The organism is Nocardia sp. NPDC024068 (assembly GCF_040638875.1).
GTDB lineage: Bacteria > Actinomycetota > Actinomycetes > Mycobacteriales > Mycobacteriaceae > Nocardia.
This window is the reverse complement of record NZ_JBEZYU010000042.1, coordinates 26,670-49,567: the sequence shown is the minus strand read 5'-3', so window position 1 is coordinate 49,567 and position 22,898 is coordinate 26,670. Positions and strand designations below refer to the sequence as shown.

At 69.4% G+C, this 22,898-nt stretch carries 25 protein-coding genes and 1 riboswitch; of the genes, 11 read left to right on the top strand and 14 right to left on the bottom strand.

What is annotated here, in order from left to right:
- Positions 1–34 precede the first annotated feature (34 nt).
- Complete coding sequence (locus AB0F41_RS24120; RefSeq protein ID WP_357427427.1) at positions 35–190, bottom strand: hypothetical protein; 156 nt, start codon at positions 188–190, stop codon at positions 35–37.
- A 63-nt stretch (positions 191–253) separates the two neighbouring features.
- Positions 254–667 carry a hypothetical protein gene (locus AB0F41_RS24115; RefSeq protein ID WP_357427425.1) on the bottom strand — a complete coding sequence of 138 codons (414 nt, stop codon included), beginning with the start codon at positions 665–667 and terminating at the stop codon, positions 254–256.
- A gap of 231 nt (positions 668–898) precedes the next feature.
- Between AB0F41_RS24115 and AB0F41_RS24110 the strand changes: the two genes are divergently transcribed.
- From AB0F41_RS24110 to AB0F41_RS24095, 4 genes are all read left to right on the top strand, one after another.
- Complete coding sequence (locus tag AB0F41_RS24110; protein WP_357427423.1) at positions 899–1,669, top strand: SDR family oxidoreductase; 771 nt, start codon at positions 899–901, stop codon at positions 1,667–1,669.
- Positions 1,670–1,703: 34 nt separating this feature from the next.
- Positions 1,704–2,531 carry an enoyl-CoA hydratase/isomerase family protein gene (locus AB0F41_RS24105; RefSeq protein ID WP_357427435.1) on the top strand — a complete coding sequence of 276 codons (828 nt, stop codon included), beginning with the start codon at positions 1,704–1,706 and terminating at the stop codon, positions 2,529–2,531.
- A 302-nt stretch (positions 2,532–2,833) separates the two neighbouring features.
- The gene (locus AB0F41_RS24100) at positions 2,834–3,124 is read left to right on the top strand and encodes a hypothetical protein (protein WP_357427421.1); all 291 of its coding nucleotides are present in this window, start codon (positions 2,834–2,836) and stop codon (positions 3,122–3,124) included.
- On the top strand, positions 3,121–4,056 hold the full coding sequence (locus AB0F41_RS24095) for a hypothetical protein (protein ID WP_357427419.1): 936 nt from the start codon (positions 3,121–3,123) through the stop codon (positions 4,054–4,056). Before AB0F41_RS24100 ends, AB0F41_RS24095 begins: the two co-directional genes overlap by 4 nt.
- 10 nt (positions 4,057–4,066) lie before the next feature.
- Here AB0F41_RS24095 and AB0F41_RS24090 read toward each other — a convergent pair whose 3' ends face one another.
- Genes AB0F41_RS24090 through AB0F41_RS24075 form a run of 4 tightly spaced genes read right to left on the bottom strand, consistent with a single transcriptional unit; the run spans position 4,067 to position 7,826 of the window.
- Complete coding sequence (locus AB0F41_RS24090) at positions 4,067–5,395, bottom strand: hypothetical protein (RefSeq protein WP_357427417.1); 1,329 nt, start codon at positions 5,393–5,395, stop codon at positions 4,067–4,069.
- Entirely contained in the window at positions 5,392–5,799 is a 408-nt protein-coding gene (locus AB0F41_RS24085) for a hypothetical protein (protein ID WP_357427415.1), read from the bottom strand. Before AB0F41_RS24085 ends, AB0F41_RS24090 begins: the two co-directional genes overlap by 4 nt.
- A gap of 3 nt (positions 5,800–5,802) precedes the next feature.
- Complete coding sequence (locus tag AB0F41_RS24080; protein WP_357427413.1) at positions 5,803–5,994, bottom strand: hypothetical protein; 192 nt, start codon at positions 5,992–5,994, stop codon at positions 5,803–5,805.
- Positions 5,991–7,826, bottom strand: a complete 1,836-nt coding sequence (locus AB0F41_RS24075; protein ID WP_357427433.1) for a hypothetical protein — start codon at positions 7,824–7,826, stop codon at positions 5,991–5,993. Before AB0F41_RS24075 ends, AB0F41_RS24080 begins: the two co-directional genes overlap by 4 nt.
- Positions 7,827–8,002: 176 nt before the next feature.
- Here AB0F41_RS24075 and AB0F41_RS24070 point away from each other — a divergent pair, with 176 nt between their 5' ends.
- The gene (locus tag AB0F41_RS24070) at positions 8,003–8,554 is read left to right on the top strand and encodes a GNAT family N-acetyltransferase (protein WP_357427411.1); all 552 of its coding nucleotides are present in this window, start codon (positions 8,003–8,005) and stop codon (positions 8,552–8,554) included.
- A 240-nt stretch (positions 8,555–8,794) separates the two neighbouring features.
- Here the strand turns inward: AB0F41_RS24070 and AB0F41_RS24065 are convergent, their stop codons facing one another.
- Complete coding sequence (locus tag AB0F41_RS24065; protein WP_357427409.1) at positions 8,795–9,646, bottom strand: hypothetical protein; 852 nt, start codon at positions 9,644–9,646, stop codon at positions 8,795–8,797.
- A 130-nt stretch (positions 9,647–9,776) separates the two neighbouring features.
- Here AB0F41_RS24065 and AB0F41_RS24060 point away from each other — a divergent pair, with 130 nt between their 5' ends.
- Entirely contained in the window at positions 9,777–11,036 is a 1,260-nt protein-coding gene (locus AB0F41_RS24060) for an APC family permease (protein WP_357427407.1), read from the top strand.
- 88 nt (positions 11,037–11,124) lie between these two features.
- The gene (locus AB0F41_RS24055; RefSeq protein ID WP_357427405.1) at positions 11,125–12,123 is read left to right on the top strand and encodes a phosphatase PAP2 family protein; all 999 of its coding nucleotides are present in this window, start codon (positions 11,125–11,127) and stop codon (positions 12,121–12,123) included.
- Here the strand turns inward: AB0F41_RS24055 and AB0F41_RS24050 are convergent.
- The 4 genes from AB0F41_RS24050 to AB0F41_RS24035 form a co-directional block, all read right to left on the bottom strand.
- Positions 12,040–13,533, bottom strand: coding sequence for an ATP-binding cassette domain-containing protein (locus AB0F41_RS24050; RefSeq protein ID WP_357427403.1), 1,494 nt, complete (start codon positions 13,531–13,533; stop codon positions 12,040–12,042). The genes AB0F41_RS24055 and AB0F41_RS24050 overlap by 84 nt on opposite strands.
- The gene (locus AB0F41_RS24045; protein WP_357427401.1) at positions 13,526–14,350 is read right to left on the bottom strand and encodes an ABC transporter permease subunit; all 825 of its coding nucleotides are present in this window, start codon (positions 14,348–14,350) and stop codon (positions 13,526–13,528) included. The genes AB0F41_RS24050 and AB0F41_RS24045 overlap by 8 nt, the downstream gene beginning before the upstream one ends.
- The gene (locus AB0F41_RS24040) at positions 14,347–15,321 is read right to left on the bottom strand and encodes an ABC transporter permease (RefSeq protein ID WP_357427399.1); all 975 of its coding nucleotides are present in this window, start codon (positions 15,319–15,321) and stop codon (positions 14,347–14,349) included. The genes AB0F41_RS24045 and AB0F41_RS24040 overlap by 4 nt, the downstream gene beginning before the upstream one ends.
- Before the next feature lie 102 nt (positions 15,322–15,423).
- Positions 15,424–16,947 (bottom strand): ABC transporter substrate-binding protein, encoded by a 1,524-nt coding sequence (locus tag AB0F41_RS24035; protein WP_357427397.1) that lies wholly within the window; start codon positions 16,945–16,947, stop codon positions 15,424–15,426.
- A gap of 100 nt (positions 16,948–17,047) precedes the next feature.
- A riboswitch (cobalamin riboswitch) is annotated at positions 17,048–17,170 on the bottom strand.
- Positions 17,171–17,475: 305 nt separating this feature from the next.
- On the opposite strand from AB0F41_RS24035, the gene AB0F41_RS24030 reads away from it, so the two are divergent.
- Entirely contained in the window at positions 17,476–18,456 is a 981-nt protein-coding gene (locus AB0F41_RS24030; RefSeq protein WP_357427395.1) for a glycosyltransferase family 9 protein, read from the top strand.
- Here AB0F41_RS24030 and AB0F41_RS24025 read toward each other — a convergent pair.
- Positions 18,425–18,799, bottom strand: a complete 375-nt coding sequence (locus AB0F41_RS24025) for a metalloregulator ArsR/SmtB family transcription factor (RefSeq protein ID WP_357427393.1) — start codon at positions 18,797–18,799, stop codon at positions 18,425–18,427. The two genes, AB0F41_RS24030 and AB0F41_RS24025, sit on opposite strands and share 32 nt — an antisense overlap.
- Before the next feature lie 185 nt (positions 18,800–18,984).
- Here AB0F41_RS24025 and AB0F41_RS24020 point away from each other — a divergent pair, with 185 nt between their 5' ends.
- Both AB0F41_RS24020 and AB0F41_RS24015 read left to right on the top strand, forming a co-directional pair.
- Positions 18,985–19,683 (top strand): M23 family metallopeptidase, encoded by a 699-nt coding sequence (locus AB0F41_RS24020; protein WP_357427391.1) that lies wholly within the window; start codon positions 18,985–18,987, stop codon positions 19,681–19,683.
- A gap of 106 nt (positions 19,684–19,789) precedes the next feature.
- Positions 19,790–20,875, top strand: coding sequence for a hypothetical protein (locus AB0F41_RS24015; protein WP_357427389.1), 1,086 nt, complete (start codon positions 19,790–19,792; stop codon positions 20,873–20,875).
- Here the strand turns inward: AB0F41_RS24015 and AB0F41_RS24010 are convergent.
- A complete protein-coding gene (locus AB0F41_RS24010) occupies positions 20,826–21,149 on the bottom strand; it encodes a hypothetical protein (protein ID WP_357427387.1) in 324 nt (107 codons plus the stop codon). The two genes, AB0F41_RS24015 and AB0F41_RS24010, sit on opposite strands and share 50 nt — an antisense overlap.
- A gap of 430 nt (positions 21,150–21,579) precedes the next feature.
- Between AB0F41_RS24010 and AB0F41_RS24005 the strand changes: the two genes are divergently transcribed.
- Positions 21,580–21,915 (top strand): RNA polymerase-binding protein RbpA, encoded by a 336-nt coding sequence (locus AB0F41_RS24005; protein ID WP_357427385.1) that lies wholly within the window; start codon positions 21,580–21,582, stop codon positions 21,913–21,915.
- 132 nt (positions 21,916–22,047) lie between these two features.
- Here AB0F41_RS24005 and AB0F41_RS24000 read toward each other — a convergent pair whose 3' ends face one another.
- Positions 22,048–22,836 carry an ABC transporter permease gene (locus AB0F41_RS24000; protein WP_357427431.1) on the bottom strand — a complete coding sequence of 263 codons (789 nt, stop codon included), beginning with the start codon at positions 22,834–22,836 and terminating at the stop codon, positions 22,048–22,050.
- Positions 22,837–22,898: the final 62 nt, after the last annotated feature.

The window sequence follows — 22,898 nt, the reverse complement described above, 5'->3', positions numbered from 1 at the left end:
GGCCCCAAGGGCCACCCCCGGCGCCTCGACCGGGTCAGTAATAGTGGCGACGGCTGCCGATGGGGCGGCCGACCGAACCGGCGATCGCGAGCACCGCGCCGATGAGCAGCAGGATGATGCCGACGGTGGTGAGCAGCCCGATATTGAGCAGAAAGCCGACGATGAGCAGAACGAGTCCGAGAACAATCATGATCAGGTCCTTACTTGGATGGAGCGGGATTCGGTAGGAGGGCGCGGGTTCGCGGGTTCGCGGCTATTTCGCCGCGGCCCCGCGTTTGCCCGGTTTGGGCAGGAAGCGGTTGATCGACCAGGTCGGTGCCGTGGCAGGGGTTGCCGCCGGGGATTTCTTCGGTGGAACCTGCGCTTTGGCGAGATCCTTTTGTGCCGCGGCCGCCTCACGACGGGACTGCCGCAGCTCCCGGCGCGTCGCCAGTCCGGTACGGGTGGACCGCAGGGCGCCTGCCGCCACCATCCCCGCGCCCAGCCCGCCGACCACGCCGATAACGACGCCGATCAGGAACAGCTCGCCGGTGGTACCGGAGAACTGGTAGTCGAATACCGAGAAATCACTGGTCAGCTTGTTGGTATCGCTGGTGTTGGCCGCGACTCCGGCCACTCCGGCGGCGAGTGCCGCGACGGCGAGGACAAGCCCTAGAACGATGATCATGGCAATTCCCATGTGTCGAGAAACAGTGTGCGTCCGGCATTCCCGGGAATCGGGATGTCAAACACGCGGATGTCAAACCGGGTGCGGAACCCGCCCCGCGACACCGGTACCGTCCACGCTCCACCGGTGCTCCGCGGCGCCGCCGGAATTGGTACAACTGGCTGCGGCCCGTGGCACGGGCCGCGCGGTTTCCGAGCGGGCGACGCTGCCCGCGGATCGAGAGGTTGGCCAGTGAACAGGGACACCTTCCAGGCGTTGTTCGATCTGAGCGGGCGAACGGCGGTGATCACCGGCGGGACCCGCGGTATCGGGCTCGCGATCGCCGAGGGGTTCGCCTGCGCGGGCGCGAATGTGGTGGTGGCGAGCCGTAAACCGGAGGCGTGCGAGCAGGCCGCCGCCCGCCTGCGTGAACTGGGCGCCGAGGCGATCGGTGTGCCCACGCACCTCGGGGATGTCGCGGCGCTGTCGGCGCTGGTACAGACCGCCGCCGATACCTTCGGCGGGATCGACATTCTGGTCAACAACGCCGCGAACGCGCTGGCGCAGCCACTGGGACGTATGGATCCGGAGGCGGTGCGCAAATCGTTCGGGGTGAACGTCGAAGGTCCGTTGTTCCTGGTCCAGGCCGCGCTGCCCTACCTGCGAACAAGTGAACACGCGGCGGTGCTCAACTTCGGTTCGGTGGCGGCCATGCAGTTCGCGCCCGCACTGTCGATGTACGCGGCGGGTAAGTCCGCGCTGTTGTCGTTCACCCGGTCCATGGCCGCCGAATTCGCCGCGGACGGTATCCGGGTGAACGCCATGGCGCCGGGCGCGGTGAACACCGATATGGTGCGCAAGAATCCGCCGGAATTCATCGAGGCCATGGCCGGGGCCGCACTGCTGGGCCGGATCGCCGAACCCGACGAGATGGTGGGCACCGCGCTGCTGCTCTGTTCGGACGCGGGCAGTTTCATCACCGGTCAGACATTCCTGGTCGACGGCGGCACCGTAGCCCGCTGAGCCACTACCCCGGAAGGAGACGGCAGTGACCGAATTGACCGTAGAACACCTGTCCTCGGGTGTGACCGTGCTGACGATCGACCGGCCGCACCGGCGCAACGCGCTCGACAACCAGACCGTCGCGGAACTGCATACGGTTCTGGACGAGATCAACGGGAAACCGGAGATCCGCGCGGTGGTCGTCACCGGGGCGGGCGCCGGATTCTGCGCGGGCGCCGATCTCAAGGCCGAGCCGCAGGACTTCACGGCCACCGGCGCCACCCCCGCCGCGGCGCTCCTGGATTCGGTGCGCTCACCGGTGGCCCGGATCTACGCGGCCCAGGAGCTGATGGCCTCGGCATTCGAGAAGATCCACCGGTTGCGCCAGCCGGTGATCGCCGCGGTGAACGGCGCCGCGGTCGGCGGCGGGTTCGCACTGGCTCTGGCCTGTGATATCCGCTTCGCGGCACCCGAGGCGACCTTCGGGGCGGTGTTCATCCGGCACGGGATCTCGGCCTGCGATATGGGCACCAGCTATCACCTGCCCCGGCTGGTCGGCGCCGCACGCTCGGCCGAGCTCCTGCTCACCGGCCGGGTCTTCGATGCCGCGGAGGCCGAGCGGATCGGGCTGATCCTCGAGGTGACCGACAGCGGCGCCCTGCTCGACCGGGCCGTGGCCAAGGCCGAGGAGATCGCCGCGCACTCCCCGCTCGCGGTGTGGATGACGAAGGAAACGATGTGGCAGACCGTGGATGCCCCCAGCCTGCGCCATGCCCTCGATATCGAGAACCGGACCCAGGTGATGTGCAGCGCGACCGGCGAACTCGGCGCCTCGTTCGCCGCGTTCCGGGACGGCACCGCGACCACCTGGGGTCCGCTGTGACCCGGACGGTGGGTCGCCAGCGGCGGCCCGGCGGGCGGCCCGCAGTGCGCGGACCGCGAGTTCACCGAGTTCGGTCAGGGTGGGTGCCACGGCATTTCTCGGAGGTTCGACAAGACCCGGCTGTTCCCGGTCATTGTCTCCCGCCGGTGTGTTACAAAGTGCGCGAACGGCAAGGAGACGAGGGTGTCACGTCCATATCGGCTCATCATCTGGGGACCAGGCGACATCGGCGGACGAGCCCTGCGCACGGCTCTCGAATCACCACGGTTCGAGGTTGTCGGCGTCAAGGTGTTCGGTCCCTGATGCAGCATTTCTCTTTCGACGCCGTGCTGGGCGATGTGGCGTCGGCGCGATTTCTGGGCCCGGATCATCCACGCAGCGCGTCCGGCGGCCATGTGATCACCCTCGACGGCAGCCCCGGCGGTATCGAGCTGCGTAACGAATCGGACGACACCACCGACGACAACGAGTGGTCGGCCGTCACGGATATCTCGGTCGCCGCCGTGCTGAGCGTGGTTCCCGAGTTGTGCGCCGCGCCGCCCGGCGTGGTGATGCCGGATCCGAGTCCGCACTATCGTCTGGAGTCCGAATGAGTTCACCCGCTCTCGCTGTCGCGGTGCTGGGGTCGGGCCTCCTCGCCGACCGGATCGCCGAACGCATCGCCGCGCGAGCCGATCTCGAGGTGACAGCGTGCACCCCGGCGTCGCAGGCTCCGCCGGTCGGAACCGAATGCGTGGTCTACGTACCCGCTTTCGCGGAGATCACCGGCGCCGCACCGGATATCGTCCTCCCGCAACTGCTGCGCGACGGCTTCGATGTGGTGTCCACCGCACCTCTGGACGGCCACGTACCGCCCGCCGAACTCGTCGACGCCTGCCATGCCGGTGCATCGACCTTCCACGCCACCGGGGCGTTCCAGTCGACCATTCCGGCCCGGATGCTGCGTTCCCTGGCGGAGGTGACCCGCGATATCCGCCGCGTCGAATTGGTGGAGGAACTCGACTTCGGCGTCTCGGGGGTCTATCCGTGGGATACGGTGCGCGATATCGGGATCGGCACCACCGAGACCGCGCTCGCGGCCGCCGCGGCGGCCGCGGTCGACGGCTATTACGCGGCCGGTCTGCGAGTCCTCGATGACGCGGTGTTCGCCGGCGCGGCCGGCACCGCCGCCACCCACCGGTCCTCGGTGGAGGTGGTCACCGATGCCGACGGAGCCGTCGAAAAAGTCGTCGTGGAAAGAGATCTCGGCCCCACCCTGAGCTACCGGTCCATCTGGGCGGCGCCCGGCGCCGACCGGGCGCCGCTGCGCTATCAACTCGTGACGACCACCGGGACCGCGCGGGGTACCGCCAACGTCCGGTTCCGGTTCACCGACGGGCTCCATCCCGCCGATCATCTGACCTGCGTGAATGTCGTCGAGGCGCTACGCCCGATCCATGAGCACGGCCCCGGGATCGCCCACCGCGACCTGTCGATCACTCATCTGGTGCCCGATGACCGGCTCGCGATCGGCGGCGCCGGCTGATCCGTCCGGATCAGGCGTCGAACAGCAGATACAGACCGGTGAAGGTGAACCCCACCATCAGCAGCATGAGCGCCAGTTGCCCGGTGAGACGGTGCGCGGGCGGCAACAGCCGCAGGCACCGGTCGTGGGCGGCGGCGACCGCGAGAATATGGCCGAGGACCACCGCCAGCACTTTGACGGTACCCAGCAGCCCCGGGTGCGCGGACAGGACGTAGGCGACATCCCGGCCGGCGAGACCGAACAGATTCCATCCGGCGCCGAACGGGTCCGCGAACAGGATCACGGTCGCCTGCCCCTTCTCCACCAGGAAGGTGAGATAGTGGGCGACCACATAGCCGGCGACAATGGGCGTGAGCGTGTAGGCCAGTCTGGTGGGCAACAGCTTTCGCTCGGCGAACGGCAGCCCGCCGGTGGCCGAGGCGGCGAGATGGAAGCTCACCCCGACCACGAGGACGAAGGTCAGCAGGCCGGCGGTGCTCACCAGCGTGCGCCCCGGGCCGCTCCCGGTTTCGGCGAGCACCTCCCGCCACCAGGGGAACATCGAAAAACTGTCGAACGCGGTGGAACCCAGCAGAGTCGCGGCGACCGCCACTGATCCCCGGCCCACCGGCGTCCCGGCGAGATTCGCCAGCGGCGAACGTAGTACGAGCGCGCCGCCCGTGTCCCGTCCCAGCGGACTCAGCCGGCCCAGCAGGCTGCTGTAGACCTCGAGGGGGTCGGCGTGCTCGGCCCAGGCGGTGCCGTAGACGAGCAGTCCGATGAGGGTGACGATCAGGTACCCGATCAACCAGGCCGTCACCGCGAAGACCGAACCCGGTTCGGGTGAGGCCAGTTCCAGCCAGACGAAGGTGAACAGTCCGAGCGCGGCCGGCCACCGGCCCCAGGACCGCGGATAGGGCCGGCGGCCGGTCGCGGGTGCGCGTCCGCGGACCCGGCACAGCAGCCGGTGCAGTGCCCGGGCCGGTGACAGCGCTTTCCACACCGGCCCGACGACCAGGGAGGCGACCATGACACCGACCCAGAGGAACACGTAGACCACGCCCGGCACCGGGTTGCGTGCCGGGTCCGTCGGACCGAACAGGCCGACCGCCAGGACGAACGCGAAACCTGCCACCCCTACGACCCCGAGCGCGGCACGGACGGCCGGGGAGTCGGCCGCCGTACGAACCGCGGGTGGCAGCGCGATACCCGCCGACCGCGGGTCCAGCCGCGGTTCCCGCCACGCGAACGCGATCACCGCGAACGAGAAGGCCAGCGCCCACGCGGCGCCGATCAGCGCATAGGTCAACGGGATCGGCAGATCACTCGCGCCGCCCAGACCGTGGGCGAGCAGTGTCATTCGCGCACGAGCACGGTCGCCACCGTGCGCTCGGCGTGATGCAACTCGATATCCACCCGGCCCGGGATGTCGACGGTGAAACGGAAACGCTGATCGTCGCCGGGGCTGACGGCGAAGGTGTGGTCGGGGTGGGCGTGCACATGCAGTTCGTCGGCGGTATCACTGTCGACGAGCACCTCGATGGGCTGGCCCACCCGGGCCTCCAGCCGTTCGCCGACCGGTGTCACGGTGCCGCCGGCGAGGCGCACCTCGATACGCAATGATTCCATGGTCTGCGAGGTTTCCGCGGACGCCGGCCGCTCGGCGGACTTCTCGTCCGCCGCGGCACAGCCGGTGGCCAGCAGGCCGGCGGCGAGGATCGGAAGGCAGAGGCGGGCCAGGGGCGACCGGGGCAGGGAGGACATCGATCAATTCTCCTTGTCGGTACCGGATTCGGCATCCGGGTCCACGTTCGGCTCGGGATCGTCACCGCGTCTGCGATCACGCACCGCGATGACGATCACGACACCGGCGATGAGGAACGCCGGGAGAAAGGCGGGGACCGCCAGCAGGACCGAGTGGTCGGCGAGGATGTCCACGCCGTCGTATCGATCGGTCATGGCACCGGAGCCTGTTCCCTTTCCGCCGCGGGCGCGCGATGCGGGTACCGGTCGTTGATCCGGGCCGCGCCCCAGGACAATGCCGCGATCAGGATCAGGCTGCAGGCCAGCACCACCAGCGACGCCGCGGCGAACAGCCAGGCCGGATGGTCGAAGGACCGTTCCCGCTGCAGCACGGTGATCTCCGCGACGAACGGGCGGGTGAAGCTGTCCAGCGCCGGGACCTCCTCGGCGGCGATACCGGGGTCGGCGGCCATGAAGATCGGGAGCGCGGTCTGCGTCCGGCCGTCCTGGATCCGCAGCACGGTCTTCCAGGAGCCGTGTACGGGAACGGGTTTGGTGGTGACGTAATGCCCCGGTTCGACCCGCCGCAGCTGGTCCACCACCAGACCGCGGCCGGGGCTGTCGCTGCCGACGCCGCCCTGCCAGGCCAGGATCTGGATCCATTCGGGGTCCTCGCCGACCAGGTCGCCGGGGGTGAGCCGGATATCGGCGTGCACCATCCGGCCGCCCTGGTCGCCGGCGTCGGTCAACGCCACGGCGGCCCGGGCATCCTCGGGAACGTCGATCATCAGGCCGTTGGCGGTCGCCGCGGCCACGACCACCACCGCCGCGGCGACCAGGGTCCGGCGCACCGGCGGGCGGGGCAGCGGTTCGCCGCGCAGCACCGTGGCCAGCATCGCACCGATCACACCACCGGCGATACCGGTCGGGATCGCCATCGCCAGCAGTTCCGGCCACATCGCCGCGGGCCAGGGGTCGACGAACATCGCACCGATCCACAGCGATTCGAGCCACAGTCCGGCCGTCGCGGCCACCAGCCCGCAGCCGGCACCCCACAGGATCCGCCGGTCGGTGGGCAGCAGCGCCAGCAGTTCCACCACCACCGCGATCCCGAGATAGAGCGGGAAGACATTACGAGGTGCATCGATGAGGGGGCCGCCGACCAGAACCGCGACCACCGTGCGCACGACCGCGGCGAACACCACCACGACCAGCGTGCCACCCGCGCCCAGGGTCAGCCGGGCGGCGACCAGCGTGATCGACGCGGCGGCCACGATCAGCATCGGCTGCAGAACCAGCCGGAACTGCTCCACTCCGAAATCGAATTCGACCTGGAACACCGACAGGCCGATGAGCAGGCCGCCGAAGGCGAACGCGCGCAGCAGCCACATCCGCCGCGTCTCCGGGCGGTCCGGATCCGGCCGGTTGTGGCTGCCCTCGAATTCCAGCAGCAGCACTCCGACCAGGGACAGGCCCGCGCCTCCGATCAGCATCAGATGGGTCGGTCCCCAGAGGGTGACGTCCTGGCCGAAGATCCGGTGCCAGACATCGTCGAGCGGGAACCCGATGAGCGCGTAGAGCCCGGCCCCGGCCAGCAGGATGCCGCCGACCGGGGCGTACCAGGTGCGGGTGATCCGCACGGCCGCCGCGCCGGGCTTCTCGTCGAGCGGCAGCACGATCGCCGACATTCCCGCTGTGAACAGGAAGAAAAGCCCCGCGAGGATGAAATAGTGCGCCGGATTGGCCAGCGGACCCTCATCGCGGCCGTTGCCGATGTGCAGGCTGACGTCCCAGATGAAGCCGAGCAGCGCGGTCAGGATGGTGGCGAGGAACATCGCCAGCGGCAGCGCCACCCAGCCGGGCCGGTTGAGCAACCGGCCGAGCCGGTCGGCGACGCGCTGCAGCCAGGTGATCCGCCGGGTGCGGTGCAGATATCCGATCCACAGCAGCACCAGCGCGATCAGCCCGGCGGAACCGGACATGATCGCGACCTGATCCCAGGCGGCGCCGCCGCCCTCACTGCCCGGTGCGGCCGTCCAGTCGACCATTTCGTACGTACCCTCGGGCACGGAACCTCCACACTGCCGGCGGGATATGTGTAACGAAAAGTAGCATGAATCGCGAGCCCGGCGGACCGTTCCCCGGTAGGTTCCGGGCTCTCGGGCATACCCCGCCACGTGGAAATCATTCGTCCGCCCCGCGAGTTCTCGGCGATGATGACCCGGTGACCGCACGACACCGCTCAACCGCCGATTCCGGCCCCCGCTCCCCGGTCCGCCCCGCCGGTCCGGGCGATATCGCGCGGATCGTCGAGATCCGCGCGAAGGTGGCCGCGGAGGGCCGCTGGATCGGCGCGGAGGGCCCACTGGACACAGCCGAGGCCGCCGCCCGGCTCCGTGACGCGCTCGCGGACGAGAAATTCGGCGTGTTCGTCGCCGAGATCGACGGCATGGTGTGCGGCTCCGCCACCGTGCGCTTCACCGGACGCGGAGTCACCGAGTTCGGCATGATGCTCACCTCGGATCAACGCGGCCGAGGTCTGGGTGGCGACCTGCTGACCCGGGTGATCGACTGGTCCCGCGAACACGGCGCGCACAAGATCGCCTTGCAGGTGTGGCCGCACAATGCGCGGGCACTCGCGCTCTACGCCCGCGCCGGATTCGAGGTCGAGGGCGTATTACGCGCGCACTACCCTCGTCGCAACGGCGAACTCTGGGACGCGGTCGTCATGGGCCTGCCACTGTCGGAGGCCGCCCGGCGCCGCGGCCCGCGATGATGCCCGCGTGCAACGATCCGCTCGGGCGGGTTGCTGCAGCCACCAGGTCTCGGCTTCGTTGCCCGGGCGCAGTAGCGACCGCCTCCGTGATCGCGCGGGACCGCCGTGTATCGGCCGACCGTGGAGCCGGCCCGGAATCGAAAGAATGAGATCACCGTCGACGCATTGAACCCCTTATAGACCGGCGAAGATCTTCTCCCATAACAGGTTTCGTCACCGACAAGAAACGCCGAACGGCAATCAGTGCAGTCGGCGCCGAGCCCGCTCCCAATCGGTCGTGGCCGCGCGGACGGCCTCACGCGCGGCCTTGTCGGCCTGCCGGGCGAAGCGATGCCGGTCCTCGGCGGCGGCCAGTTCGTCCCGGAGTTCACCGACCCGGGATTCGGTTCCGCGCAGTTCGTCGGCGGCCCGGCGAGCGTCCTGTTCGGCGGCGTCGAGGTCCGCGCGCGCCTGTTTCTCGGCGGCCCGCAGCCGCTCGTCCTGCCGGCGCTCCTCGGCCTCCCGGGCCGCAACCGGATCTTCTTCTCCCGGTTCCTGCGCGCGCTTCGCGCGCGACTTCCGTCGCGGTGCCGCCGCAATCGATTCGGGTTCCTCGCGCACCAGGGCGAGATCCGGTTCCACCGGACCGAAACCCGAGTAGGCGGCCGCCGTCGCCAGTGTCGCGGTCCGTACCCGCTCCGCGACGGCCGGATCGGCGAGAGCGGCGGTCAGCGTCTCGCCCACCTGGCGCAGCACCGCGGCGGAGGCGGGATACCCGGATTCGGCGGCCACCTCCTGCGCGCGTGCGGTCAGGGCGTCGACGACCTGGCGGCGTTGCCGGGTGAGCAGGCGCAACTGCTCTCCGGACAGTTCTCGCTGCGCGGTCCGCAATTTCTCGCCGAGCCCCAGCAGTGCCTCCACTTCGCCGGGCGCGGCGCGCACCAGGGCGTTCACCGTCCACGCCGCCACGGTGGGTTTCCGCAGCGCACCGATCGCGGACGCCAGTTCACGGTCCCCGGCCGCGGTGGCGGCACGCGCCCGTTCGGTGCGCGCGGCGACGAATTCGCCGGGCGCCAGACCATACAGGTCGGCGGCCACCTCACCCAGGCTCATGGTGACCGAGCGTAATCAGGGGCCGCGGCTACCGGGCCGCGCCCCACGACCGGGCCCGTGTCGCGGGGCGCGGCGAAATGCGCGATGCTGCTGTTCTGGACACCAACACCCACCTCGATCAAGGCAGACGGTGACTGCGGCCGACCACACACACGACCGGTTGCCCCGGCGACTGGGCACCACCGACGCCGTGGTGATCGGCCTGGGCGCGATGCTCGGCGCCGGGATCTTCGCCGCGCTCGCCCCGGCGGCACGCGCGGCCGGCTCCGGCGTGATGATCGCGCTGGCAACGGCCGCGGCCGTCGCGTACTGCAACGCGATCTCCTCGGCGCGGCTGGCGGCCCGCTATCCGGAATCGGGGGGCACCTATGTCTACGGCCGCGAACGCCTCGGTGATTTCTGGGGGTTCCTGGCCGGCTGGTCTTTCGTGGTCGGCAAGACCGCGTCGTGCGCGGCGATGGCGCTGACCGCCGGCCTCTACGTATGGCCGGAGTACGCCCGCGCCTTCGGTGTCGCCGCCGTGGCCGCGGTGGTCGGTGTGAACTATCTCGGGGTACGGAAATCGCTGGGGGCCACCCGGGTCATCGTCGTGATCGTGCTCGCCGTCCTGGCCGTTGTCGTCGCCGTATCCGTGACCTCGGGCCGGCACGTGACCGCTCCTCCGGAGCCGGGTCCGGATATCACCCCCGGCGGTGTTCTGCAGGCCGCCGGACTGCTGTTCTTCGCGTTCGCCGGGTACGCGCGCATCGCGACCCTGGGCGAAGAAGTACGGGATCCGGCCCGGACGATCCGGCGCGCGGTTCCGCTGGCGCTGGGGATTACGCTGGTCGTCTACACCGTTGTCACGCTCGCCACCCTCGCCGTACTCGGGCCCGAGGGCACGGCCGCGACAGCGGCTCCGCTGTCGGAGGTGGTGCGGGCCGCGGGCGCGCCGCAGTGGGAGCCGGTGGTGCGCGCCGGTGCCGCGCTGGCAGCGCTCGGATCGCTGCTGGCCCTGATGCTGGGCGTTTCGCGCACCACCCTGGCGATGGCCCGCGACCGGCGGCTACCGCACGCGCTGGCCGCGGTGCATCCCCGGTTCGGGGTGCCGCATCGAGCGGAACTGCTCATCGGCCTGCTCGTGGCCGCGCTGGTGGTGACCGCGGATATCCGCGCCGCGATCGGCTTCTCGTCGTTCGGTGTGCTGCTGTACTACGCGATCGCGAACGCGTCCGCCTACACCCTCACCGTGGCCGAGGACCGGCCGCCCCGGTTCCTGCCGGCGGCAGGTCTCGCGGGTTGTCTCCTGCTGGCCGCCACCCTGCCGCGGGCTTCGGTTGTCGGCGGACTCGCCGTGGTGGCGGCCGGGGCCACCGTCTACACCCTGCGCGGCATATCGGCTCGCCGCTAACCCCGGCGGAGCCCTCCGACATCGCCCAATAGTCGGCGTGGCGTCGCTTTTCGTTCATCCGGTGGTCGACTGATGGAAAACTGGATATATGGGAGCCCCCACGACCACGGCGCCTACCCGCACACGGTCCCGCCGGCTGCTGCGCAGTGGTGTGTGGTCGGCCTATCTGCTGGCGCTCGTGGTGGTCACCGTGCTTTTCGGACCCCCCACCGACCGTATCTACCAGGCGGTGTGGATCGTGGCCGGGATCGCGGCCTACCAGCCGGACCGGCCCTGGCGCGAGCAGGTGCGCATCCTCGTCGACTGGGTGCCGCTCATCGCCGCGCTGGTGATCTACGACCACACCCGCGGTATCGCCAATACGCTCGGCATGCCGGTACGGGTGGAGGAACTGGTATCGGTGGAGAGCTGGTTGTTCGGCGGGACCGTACCGACCGTCTGGTTGCAGGACCATCTGCTCCACGACGGCGGCAAACCGTGGTGGAGCGTGCTCACCGGACTCGTCTACATGAGCCATTTCATCGTGCCGTGGCTGATCGCGGCGATCTTCTACGTCCAATCGCGGGACCGCTGGTCCAAGTACATGCGGCGGGTGCTGGTGCTGTCCTATCTGGGCCTGCTGACCTATGTGCTGCTGCCCTCCGCTCCCCCGTGGTACGCCGCCCGGGTCGATGTCATCCATGCCGATATCCGGCGCGTCACCGGATTCGGCGTGGGCCTGGTCCCCTACGACGTGAGTGGCGACTGGCTGGCCGCGCAGAGCAACCCTGTCGCCGCCATGCCCTCGCTGCATGCCGGTTTCGCGCTGCTGGTCACGCTCGCGCTGTGGCCGGTGGCCCGGCACCGGTATTGGCGGGTGCCGCTGGCCCTCTTTCCGGTCGCGATGGCTTTCACCCTGGTCTACGGCGGCGAGCACTATGTCATCGATGTGCTGCTGGGCTGGGTGTACGTGGGTCTCACGGTCCTGATCGCCACGGCATGGGAGCGACGGAGACGCCGGTCTTCATCCGCGGGTCCCGGCAGTGCCGGCCATGAGGAGACGGGCCAGGATTCCCGTGCCGGGGGAGTCGGACAACTCGGCCGGTGACCCGACGCGGATCAGCCGGCCTTCGTCGAGAACCGCGATCCGATCGGCGCGGGCGAACTGCTCGCCCGGGTCGTGACCGATGTACACCACCGCCGCCCGATGCGTATCGCGGTAGTGGTCGAGATGGTCCAGGATCCGCTGGGCGGTGGGCCGGTCGAGGGCGGTGGTCACCTCATCACACAGCAGCACCCGGGGGCGCGCCAGCAGCGCCCGCGCCAGAGCCGCCCGCTGTAGCTGTCCGCCGGACAATCCGGTGGGCAGCCGGCGGGCCTGGTCGGCGTCGATATCCAGATCGGCCAGCACGGCGAGCGCGGCCGCCGGTGCCGCGGCCCGGTCCATACCGCGAAGCCGGACCCCGGTGGCGGCCACCTGGTCGAGCACCGCACGCCGGGGGTCGAACGACCCCGCGGACTCCTGCCAGACGTATTGGATCGCGGCGATCCCGCTCCGGGAGCGCCGCCGCAGTACCGGGAGGGATTCACCGTCGGCGGTGATCCGGCCGGCGGCGGGCCGGACGAGTCCGGCGAGGCAGCGGGCCAGGGTCGTTTTGCCCGCACCCGAGACCCCCATCAGGCCCAGCCATTCCCCGGCGTGCAGATCCAGATCGATATCCCGCAGGATCGCCATACCCCCCTGCCGGACCGTCAACTCCCGGACGCGCAGGATCGGGGCGGCGGCGGGCGTGGTCGCCGGGCGTGGCGCCAGGTCGGGGCCGGGGTCGAGCCGGACCACATCGTCCAGCCGGCCGCCCCGCACGAACAGGGTGCGATCGGCCGACTCCCGCACCGCGAACGCATCGTGGGTGACCAGGACGACGGCGCCACCCGCGCGTCGCACCCCGTTCAGCCCGGCCAGCAGGGCGGTCCGGGCCGGACCGTCCAATCCGACGGTCGGTTCGTCGACCACCAGGACATCGGGTCGCCACGCCAGAACCTGGGCCAGGGCGAGGCGGGCGCGCTCGCCGCCGGAGAATTCGAACGGATACCGGCGCAGTGTCCGGTCGAGGTCACGGTCGTCGATATCGAAAGCGGCCGCCGTGAGCACCTGGGCGATGCGGGCGCGACGCTCCGCCCGTCGCAATCGCGCACCTCCGTCGCGCCGGTGTCGCAGCGCGACCAGTTCCCCGAGCGCCGTGCCGATCCGGCGCGCCGGATTCAACGTCGACGCCGCATACTGCGGCAGGTAGCCGATCCGCACCCCGTCGGCGCGCCGGATCTCGCCGGATAGTTCGATCCCCGGCCGCTCCATCGCGGCCAGTGCGGCCGCGATGGTCGTCTTACCGGCGCCCGACGGCCCGAACAGGGCCACGACCTCCCCGGCCGCGATATCGAGGTCGATATCGCGCAGGATCACCGAATCACCGGCCCGGGCGCTCAGCTTCCGCACCGAGATCAGCGGGCCATCAGTCACGGGTGGATCCTCCTCGCGTGTGGTCTGCCGCGACCGTGCGCGGATCGGAGAGCAGATCATCGGCCAGCAGATTGGTACCGACCACGAGCAGCACGATCAGCATCGCGGGCAGTGCCACCGACCACGGGGCGATGAGCAACGCGTCCTTGTTCGCGGCGACCGATACCGCCCAGTCGGGTGCGGTGGTATCGAACCCGAGGCCGAGGAAGTTCGCCGACGCCAGGAAGTACACGGCGGCGGTGAAACGGATTCCGAAATCCGCCGCGAGAGGTCGCGCCAACTCCCGGACGGCATAACGGCCGTAGCGGTAGGCGCGGGTCTCCCCCTGCATCCGCAGGGCATCCATGACCGGTCCGTGCACGACACCGGACGCCGCCATCCGGACGAATCGCGCGATCGGCGCCACCAGCGCGAGACCGATCGCGCCCGCGATGGCGAGACCGGACCCCTCGGTGCGCAGGGCCGCGACCATGATGATCAGCAGCGACGGAATGCACAGCAGGACATCCACCGGGCGCATCAGCAGATCGTCGAGCCAGACCCGCGGCGCCGCGGCGGCAGCGACCCCGATCGCGAAACCGGCCAGGTACGCGCCCAGCACGGTCAGCAGACTCACCAGCAGAAAGGATTGCCCCCCGGTGAGCGCCGCGGCCAGCACATCCCGCCCGAGCCGGTCCGCGCCGAACGGCGACCACGGTGACGGGCCGAACGGGACCAGCCGCTCGGCCGGGGCGGAACGGGCCAGTAGCGGGCCGGCGGCCGCGAATATCAGCGGGATCGCGATCAACGGCAGGTAGATCATCCGCCGGCGTCTCATCCGCCGAGCCCTCTCGCCGACCGCGGATTCATCCGGTAGCCCGCGATATCGATCGCGATATTGATGAGGAGGGCGAACAGGGCGGTGAGGGAGACGATCGCGAGGATCACCGGATCGTCGCGGTTTCCGATGGCGCCGATGAGTTCGGAAGCGATACCGGGCATCGCGAAGACGGCCTCGACGATCAGCACACCGGAGAGCAGACCGCCGGTGGTGCGCCCGAGTTCCTGCGTCGCGGGCGCCAGCGCATTGGGCGCGATATGCCGGGTCAGCAGTGAGATACGCCCGACCTCGAGCCGCCGTGCCTGCACGATATACGGCTGCTCCATCACATCGATCACTCCTGCCCGGATCAGGCGCACCAGTGGTGCGGCGATCCGCGCCACCGTGACGGTCAGCGGGAGCACCAGATATTCGGGCCGTTCGAGCAGCGTGGACAGATCGGCGCCGAGGAAGGTCGCGGGCAGCAGGTCCAGCCGCACCGACAGGAAGGCCACCAGCAGGACGGCGAGCACGAAATCGGGAATCGAGTCGAAGCCGATGCTGATCGTCGTGATCCACCGGTCGCGCCCCGAGCCCGGGCGCAGGCCCGCGGCGAAACCGGCGCCCACCGCCACCGGCACCAGCAACACGAGGGTCAGCAGGGTCAGCAGCCCGGTGGTGAGGAACGGACCCGCGATCACCGAGCCGACGCTCGCACCACTGGCGTAGGAGGTACCGAAATCGCCGGTCACCGCCCCGCCGATCCAGTCGAGGAAGCGGGTCACCGGCGAGACGTCGAGGCCGATCAGTTCGCGCGCGGTGGCGCGCTGCTCCTCGCCGAGAAGGGTGTTGTTCTGGATATCGGCGGCGTCCCCGGGGAGCAGTAACGAGAGCACGAAGACCAGGACCAGCAGTACGAACAGCTGGCCTACACCGATGACGAGGCGCCGCGCCACCAGCCGGCGAAGCGAACGCGGGTTCCGCGGCACCGACCGGTTACCGGATCCCGACGACGACCCTGTCGTCGCCGTACTGCCACACCACACCGGCCTCGGCGAAACCCGCGTCGCGCGCGTCCGGGACGGGCGGCGTCATCGCGCGGTGACCCTGTCGAACCGTGCCCAGCCATGCGAATTCGGGACCCCGGCGGGAAGCCCCTGGTAGCCGGAGCGGGCCGCACTGTTCCACGGTGTGGTGCCGAAGAACACGAAACCTCCTCGGTCGTAGAGTATTTCGTGCATCGTGCGATAGATGGCCGCCCGGTCCTCCACTTCCGGTGTCGCCTGGGCGGCCGTGTACAGCCGGTCGAACTCCGGGTCGGACCACTTGGTCCGGTTCTGCGGCGAGGTGGTCAGCAATCGCGACGCGAAATGGTTGGGAATCGGCAATGGACCGGACTGGCCCATCGTCAGATGCCCGGTCTTCAGCGCATCGGTGTAGTAGCTGTCCTTGGAACCGAGCACCACGTTCACCCGCGCCCCGCAGGCGGCCGCCTGGTCGGCGAACAGCCGGGCCGCCTCGACGAATCCGTAGACCACCGGCGCGGTGAACAGGTCGAAGGTCAGGTCCCGGACGCCCGCCCTGCGCAACAGCCGGCCGGCCTCGTCGGGGTCGTATTCGTGCTGCGGGAGATCGGCGTAGTACTGATTCCCCTTTCCGAACACATCGTTGGACACCTCGCCCTGACCCTCGAGGGCCACCTTCACCAGCTCCCGGCGGTCGAACATCCGCATCACCGCCCGGCGCACGTCCGGCTTGTCGAACGGCGGCCGATCGGTTTTCATGGCGAAGAAGTAGATACCGCTGTTCGGCGTCGACACCAGGTCCAGATCGCTACCGCCCGCCAGGGTCCGATGAGCGGACGGGGTGAGGTTGTCGGCATAGTCGATCTCCCCGCTGCGCACCGCGTTCACCCGGGCATCGGCTTCGGCGCTCACGATCCGCAGTTCCCCGATCCCGGGCTTCCCGTCCCAGTAGTGCTCGTTGGCGGTCGCGACGAACCGCCGGCCGGGCTCGAAGGAACGGAAGACGAACGGGCCGGTACCCACCGGACGAGTGAAATCGGCCGCGCCGTCCTGCACGATCTTGGTTCCGTACACCGACAGCGCGATGAGGAACTCGAACGACGGCTCTTTCAGCACGATCTCGACAGTCCGGTCGTCGATGGCCCGGCAGCCCGGAAGATCGACCTGGGCGAGCGAGGACGCGGCGATGAACGGACGCTTCTGCGCGGGCCCGAGCACCCGGCCCAGGGTGTACAGCACATCGCGGGAGGTGAATTTCCTGCCGTCGTGCCATCGCGCGTCACGGAGTGCGATCCGCCACCGGGTTCCGTCCGCGTTCGGCTCCCCCGATTCCGCCAGCCGCGGGATCGGGGCCATCGTCTCGTCGCATTCGAAGAGGCCGTCGTAGACCGACTTCATCCGCGCCTCGTCGATGAACAGGGTGTTCACCCCGGGGTCGATCCCTTCTCCGGCGCCGGAACCCTGGAACGCCGCGGTGAACACATCGGTGCGAGCGCTCGCCTCGTTCCCGCATCCGGCGGCCAGCGCCGCGGCGGCGACCGCGCTACCGGCCAGGAAAGATCTCCGGCTCAACAGCAGTGGGGTCGGCATATCGGACTCCTGTCGCGTCGGGCCGTGCACGCGACAGACATGCGAAACACACCGCACAGCGGCGCGTTCGGCGCATCGACCAATACCCACGTGATCATGACCGTTCCAATACTTCATCCGCGGGTATCTGGCTCCGGCCCGCGTACGGGCCTCACAGTTGCGGGACAGCGCCGGTTTCGCACCGGTCTTCCCCGCGGACATCGCAGACATTACCGAAGGACTTTCCGGTAGACCATGCAGCCCGATCCGATAGGGCGGCAATCCAATCGAACGGCCTCCCGGCGACACGGCACCACCACCGGAAACAGCCCGGCCGGCGCGGTGCGACCGGAGATCCCCGGCGAAAGACATCGCTCGATCCCGGCGATGAAGCGAACCCCCGGCATGTGACCCAGACCGCGACCGGCCCACGTTTGCCCCTGATCACCGGGGGTAGTTATTCAAGCGGGAGTGCTCTCGTCGTGGCCGGCCCCCGGGGGCCGCTCGGGAGGGGGCGGTCGACGAGCAACAGGTGGCTAGGAGAGTCGGGTGTCGGTAGTTCTCGTGCTTCAGGCACGCGGTCTCGGTGATCTGCTCACTGCGGTCCCGGCACTGCGCGCGCTGCGACGGGCGCGCCGCAACGACCATCTCGTCCTCGCCACTCCGCACCGGTTGCGCCCTATCGTCGATGTGATCGCCTCGGTGGACGAGATCCTGCCGATCGCCGACCCGCAGGGCTTGCGCTGGGACGGTCCCCCGCCGAAGCTCGCCGTCAATCTGCACGGCGCGGAGGCCACCGCCATCGTCGAGCTCACCAAAACCGGCGCCGAGCGGATCCTCACCTATCGGAACCCGGCGTTCCCGGAGATCCCCGGACCCGACTGGCTCGCCGATCGCCATCCGATCGACCGCTGGTGTCATCTGCTCGAATTCGACGGGATCGGCGCCGACCGCCGTAATCTCGGCCTGGTCCCCCCGGTGGCCACCACCAGCCATCGCGACTGCGTGGTGGTGCATATCGGCGCCGGCGCGGCCGCACGGCGCTGGCCCGCCGACCGGTTCGCGGCCGTGATCCGCCATCTACTGGTGCTCGGGCACGAGGTGGTGCTCACCGGCGACGAATGCGATCGCGACGAGGCGCTGGGCATCGCCGCCCGCGCGGGCCTGTCGAGGCACCGGGTGCTGGCCGGTCAACAGAACCTCATCGAACTGTCGGCCACGGTCGCCGAGGCCTCGGTGGTGCTGTGCGGTGATACCGGGGTCGCTCATCTGGCCACCGCGTTCGGGACCCGCACGGTGCAGCTGTTCGGGCCCACCCCGCCGGAGGAGAGCGGCCCGCCGGGACATCTGCGCAACCGCCACGAGGTCCTGTGGGCCGGTCGTACCGGCGACCGGGAAGCGACCACCCCCGATTCCGGCCTGCTGCAGATCGGTGGGACCGAGGTCATCGCGGCCCTGGACCGCCAGCTGCACAAGCGGCGCGGCGAGGCCACCAGCGTTACCGGCGTCTCGTATCGCCGGGTGGGCTGACCCCCGGCCTCCGGGGCTCCGGCCGCAGCTCCGTTCCGCGGGCCTGACTCAGTGCCGCGTTGTAGGCGGCGAGGGCGCTGGGCCAGAACTGCTCCAGATAATCGCGGGCATCACCGAGCCCGCGGGGGTCCAGCGAATAGAGGCGGCGGTTGCCGACCGGTCGCACCATCACCAACCGTGCTTCTCGTAGTACCCGCAGATGCTGGGAGACCGCCGAACTGCTTATCCCCACCTGGTGGGCCAGCTCCCCCACCGAGCGCGGCCCCGAGGGCAACGCTTCGAAAATCGCCCGCCTGGTGGGGTCTGCCAGGGCGATCAGCGGCGCAGCTCTGTTAGCGACCACTCAACAAGTGTCACTTTCCGGCACACTCGGGTCAAACATCGTTTCGATGTCTCATTTGCGCAGCTCGACGGGCGATATCGGACATTCCGTTACCGGACGGTTATAAGCGACCAGGGGTTATGCGCACGAGTGACGGTTGCCACACGATTGCTGACCGGGCGTGTCGGTCCCCTAGCTTGTATCTCATGCCCGTGACCCTTCCGTTACTTTCCCGCAAGTTCACGGTGCCGTCGATCGGCCGTCGTCGCGTAACGACGCAGGTTGTCGCCACCACGACCGCTGTCGCCGCCGGTTTCGGCCTCTTCGCCGCCGGTGCCGACTCCGATAACGAACAGATCACTCCGGTTGCCGCCTCGGTATCGGCGGAGCAGGGTGGCGCGCCCGCGCCGTCCGAGCAGCCCGCCACCTCCCACGACCCGGCCGCCTGGGATCCGCACCAGGCCGCCCAGCCCGTCGCCTGGCCGTTCCCCGAACCGCCCCGCCAGACCACCGTTCGCCCGGTCAACGGCGTGCTGACCTCGGGTTACGGTGCCCGCTGGGGTACCGCCCACAACGGCATCGACTTCGCCGGCGATATGGGCGCCCCGATCCACTCCGTCACCGACGGTACGGTCATCGAGGCCGGGCCCGCCACCGGCTTCGGCCTGTGGGTCCGGGTCCAGCAGGACGACGGCTCCGTCGGCGTGTACGGCCATATGCAGGACATTCTGACCCAGGTCGGCCAGCAGGTCCGTGCCGGTGACGTGATCGCCACTGTCGGCAGCCGCGGCCAGTCCACCGGCCCGCACCTGCACTACGAGGTCCACCAGCCGGGTATCGGCCCCGTCGACCCGCAGCCGTGGCTCGCCGCGCGCGGTCTCGATGTGAACAACTTCCCCGGCTGACCCTACCCACGACCCATACCGGCGGCCCCGGCGATACCGGGGTAGCGGGTGGTATCCGTCCCGTAGCGGGGCGTCTCCCCCGGTCTCCCGTTCCTACCGTCGGTCCATGCCCGCACTCTCCCCGCCCGGCGTGCCGGACTCCACCGGCCGCCCCCTGTTCTCCGATCCGCGTCGGGTGATCGGACGCCTGCACCGGCCTTTGCTGCTCTGTTCCGCGGCAATGGCCGGTCTGGTGTTTTCCGGTCTCGTCGCGATGGTTTTCGACGACCGCCAACTGCTCGGCGAGTCGGTATGGCTCAAACCCGTGAAATTCGGGCTGGCGTTCTTCCTGTACGCGCTCACCCTGGCCTGGCTGCTGTCACTACCGCATCGGGGCAGCCGGATCACCTGGTGGTTCGGACTCGTCTTCGCGGTGACGGGGGTGGTGGATGTGGGTTTCGTGGTGGTGCAGGCCGCCCGGGGTACGTTCAGCCATTTCAATACCGAGACCGACGCGGTGAACGAAATCGGCCAGCTGGTGTTCGCCTCCGGCGTGCCCGGTCTGTTCGTCGCGAATCTGGTGATCGCGGTGATCGTTTCGATCCGGCCCGGAGCGGATCGGCCGACCGTCTGGGCGATCCGGGGCGGGCTGGCGCTCGCGGTGGCCGCGATGGCACTCGGATACCTCATGGGGTTCACCGGAACCCAGCTCACCCGGACCGCGGACGGTCGCCTCGTGGAGTTGGCCGCCGGTCACACCGTGGTCGACGCCGAAACCCGGCAGGCACTCGGCGCACCGGACGCGGCGGCCGGGATGCCGATCACCCACTGGAGCACGATCGGCGGTGACCTGCGAATCGCCCATTTCGTCGGCCTGCACGGGATCCAGGTGCTGCTCCTCGCCGCGGTCGCGCTCGCCTGGGGTGCGGCGAGGTTTTCGCGACTGCGCCCGGTCCGTACCCGGAGCAGGCTGGTCGGTGTGGTCACCCTCGGCTGGGCCGGACTCCTGGCGATCACCTTCTGGCAGGCGATGCGTGGTCAGCCGCTGGTACGTCCCGATTGGGCCACTCTGCTGGCGGTGTCCGTCCTGGCCGTGGTGGTCGCGGGCCTGGCGGCGGCGAGCATCCGTACCGTGCCGGAACACCGGCCCGGTACCGATCCGGTCAGCGCAGACGTTCCGCGTCTCGCGCCAGTTCCACCAGGGCCGCGCTGAGGCGTGCCAATTCCACGGTATCGGCGCCTTCCTCGATCGCGATGGCGACATCCTCGGCCGCGCATCGGGCGGCGAACCAGCGGTCGGCCAGGGCGGTGGCCTCGGCGGCACTGAGCACCACCGAATCAGCCGGGATCCCAGTGCCCTTCACATTGTTGCGGTGTTCGTAGGCGCGCTGCCGGCAGGACTGCCGACAATACCGGCGCCGCCGACCCGCTTCCGTATCCACAATTTCCCGACCACACCACAGACACGACTGCAACCGGCGCGACATGACCCGACACCCTAATAGGCACTGTCCCATCGGCACACACCGCACACCGCGCGGCCTACTCCGCCGAACCCCGTACAATTAACAGGCTCTCCCGAACAAGGGAACGGATCGACCCTCACGAACGTTGACATGAACAGGGCGCACGGCCGGGACCGGCACGAATCGACGATTCGTACCACAGGTAACGGTCGGCACACGTGACCCGAACGGTCGGCGGAACGCAACGGCCGGCGAAGCGCGGACTCACGAGGTCCGCGTCGGAGAACCACAGGGGTCAACCCACCGGTTCGGGCCCGGATCGGGTTCCGGTGCCCCCGCAGCGGATACACCCGCCAGGTGTTTTTCCGCTCCGGCGGCAGCGCGACCGAACGATCCAGGACCGCGAACCCGCGCGCGGCAACGCGCCACAACACAGAGAGGACCTGTACAGATGGCAGATCGCGTACTCCGGGGCAGCCGGCTCGGAGCGGTGAGCTACGAAACCGACCGCGACCATGATCTGGCACCCCGCCGGATCGCCCGGTACCGGACCGACAATGGTGAAGAGTTCGACGTCCCGTTCGCCGACGAGGCCGAGATCCCGCCGACCTGGCTGTGCCGCAACGGCCAGGAGGGTGTGCTGCTCGAGGGCACCACGCAGGAGGCGAAGAAGGTGAAGCCGCCGCGCACGCACTGGGACATGCTGCTCGAGCGGCGTAGCAAAGAAGAACTCGAGGAACTGCTCAAAGAACGCCTGGAACTGCTCAAGACCCGTCGCCGGGGCTGAGTTTCCGATCGGTTTCCGATCACAGCGGTTTCCGATCACAGCGCAGTAGGTTCGGCCCATTCCGGGTCGGAACCCGTGAAAAGACCGTGCCCGCCGGGATCGTCCGGCGGGCACGGTCTTTTCCGTGCCGGGTCAGCGGCTGGCGACCCGTCGGTACTGGAGCAGCGCCAGCGGGATGGCGATCGCCAGGATCGCCAGTGAACAGCCGATCGCGTATTCGACACAGTGGTCGGCCGGCCAGCCGCTGGCCGGAATGAACGTCGGCGGGGCGCTGTTGTCGAACAGTTTCCGGCCGGTCGCCGCGACCGCGGTGATGGGATTCCATTCGGCGATGGTGGCCAGCGGGCCCGGCAGAGTTTCGGCGGAGATGAACGCCGAGGAGATGAACGACAGCGGGAACAGCCAGATCAGTCCGGCGCTCTGGGCGACCTCGACATTCGGTGCGAGCAGACCGGTGAGCGCCCCGACCCACGACATCGCGAACGCGAACAGCAGCAGCACCCCGTAGGCCAGTACGGCGTCGAGGAAACTGCCCTCGATACTCCAGCCGACGACATAACCGCAGGCAGTCATGACCGTCAGACTCACCATGCTCACCACGAGATCGGACAGGGTTCGGCCCATCAGCACCGCCAGCCGCGACATGGGCAGCGCGCGCATCCGGTCGATGATGCCCTTCTCCAGATCGCCCGCCAGGCCGACAGTCGTGAACGCCGCGCTGAAGGCGACGGTCTGCGCCATGATTCCGGCGATCAGGAATTCCCGGTATTCACCGCCGCCGAGCGATGCGCCGAAAACGTAGGCGAACAGGAACACGAACATCAGCGGCTGCACCGTGGCGGTCACCAGCAGGGTCGGCACCCGCATGATGGTGAGCAGGTTGCGGTGCGCCACGATCGCGCTGTCCCGGAAGACCCGCATCCGGGGCCCGCTCGATTTCCGGAGTCGATGCGTTGCAGGTGTGGTGTGCAATTCCGTCGCGC